At 51.4% G+C, this 1,801-nt stretch carries 1 rRNA gene (running past one end of the window); it reads right to left on the bottom strand.

What is annotated here, in order from left to right:
• Positions 1 to 79: 79 nt before the first annotated feature.
• A 23S ribosomal RNA gene (locus BN2503_RS03630) occupies positions 80 to 1,801 on the bottom strand; it runs 1,154 nt beyond the window's last position.

The raw sequence follows: 1,801 nt of genomic DNA, 5'->3' as shown, positions 1-1,801 counted from the left end.
ATACAAGCGAATTCATAGAGACGAATCATTAATTTGATTGCGTGCTTGGCATAACAATTTGACGGTATGTCAAAGTTATAGGGTCAAGCCGCACGAGCAATTAGTACTGGTTAGCTTAACGCATTACTGCGCTTCCACACCCAGCCTATCAACGTCCTGGTCTAGAACGACTCTTTAGGGGGCTCAAGGCCCCGGCAGATCTCATCTTGAAACGAGTTTCCCGCTTAGATGCTTTCAGCGGTTATCTCTTCCACACTTAGCTACCCTGCGATGCCACTGGCGTGACAACAGGTACACCAGAGGTGTGTCCACTCCGGTCCTCTCGTACTAGGAGCAGGCTTCCTCAAATCTGCAGCGCCCACGGAAGATAGGGACAAAACTGTCTCACGACGTTTTAAACCCAGCTCACGTACCTCTTTAAATGGCGAACAGCCATACCCTTGGGACCGACTACAGCCCCAGGATGAGATGAGCCGACATCGAGGTGCCAAACACCGCCGTCGATATGAACTCTTGGGCGGTATCAGCCTGTTATCCCCAGAGTACCTTTTATCCGTTGAGCGATGGCCCTTCCATACAGAACCACCGGATCACTATGTCCTGCTTTCGCATCTGCTCGACTTGTCAGTCTCGCAGTTAAGCACGCTTATGCCATTGCACTATCGTCACGATGTCCGACCGTAACTAGCGTACCTTCGAACTCCTCCGTTACGCTTTGGGAGGAGACCGCCCCAGTCAAACTGCCTACCATGCACTGTCCCCGATCCAGCTAATGGACCTAGGTTAGAACCTCAAACGCACCAGGGTGGTATTTCAACGTTGGCTCCATGAGATCTAGCGACCTCACTTCAAAGCCTCCCACCTATCCTACACAGATCCGTTCAAAGTCCAATACAAAGCTACAGTAAAGGTTCATGGGGTCTTTCCGTCTTTCCGCGGGGAGATTGCATCATCACAAACATTTCAACTTCGCTGAGTCTGCGGAGGAGACAGTGTGGCCATCGTTACGCCATTCGTGCAGGTCGGAACTTACCCGACAAGGAATTTCGCTACCTTAGGACCGTTATAGTTACGGCCGCCGTTTACTGGGACTTCAATCAAGAGCTTGCACCCCATCATTTAATCTTCCAGCACCGGGCAGGCGTCACACCCTATACGTCCACTTTCGTGTTTGCAGAGTGCTGTGTTTTTATTAAACAGTCGCAGCCACCGATTTTTTGCAACCCCTTTTGGCTCCCTCTGTACGAGTTCACCTACTTGGGGCATACCTTCTCCCGAAGTTACGGTATCAATTTGCCGAGTTCCTTCTCCGCAGTTCTCTCAAGCGCCTTAGAATACTCATCTCGCGCACCAGTGTCGGTTTGCGGTACGGTCGTGTGTAGCTGAAGCTTAGTGGCTTTTCCTGGAAGCAGGGTATCACTCACTTCGTCTGCAAGCAGACTCGTTATCACCCCTCATCTAAGCCCGGCGGATTTGCCTACCGGGCACGACTACAGGCTTGAACCAACATATCCAACAGTTGGCTGAGCTAACCTTCTCCGTCCCCACATCGCACTACACATCGGTACAGGAATATTGACCTGTTTCCCATCAACTACGCATCTCTGCCTCGCCTTAGGGGCCGACTCACTCTACGCCGATGAACGTTGCGTAGAAAACCTTGCGCTTACGGCGAGGGGGCTTTTCACCCCCTTTAACGCTACTCATGTCAGCATTCGCACTTCTGATACCTCCAGCATCCGTTACCAGACACCTTCACAGGCTTACAGAACGCTCTCCTACCACGTGCAATAAATTGCAC

This window comes from Paenacidovorax caeni, from assembly GCF_001298675.1.
Taxonomy (GTDB): Bacteria; Pseudomonadota; Gammaproteobacteria; order Burkholderiales; family Burkholderiaceae_C; genus Paenacidovorax; species Paenacidovorax caeni.
Note: the sequence above shows the minus strand (reverse complement) of the source record. Positions and strands in the feature narration are given on the sequence as shown.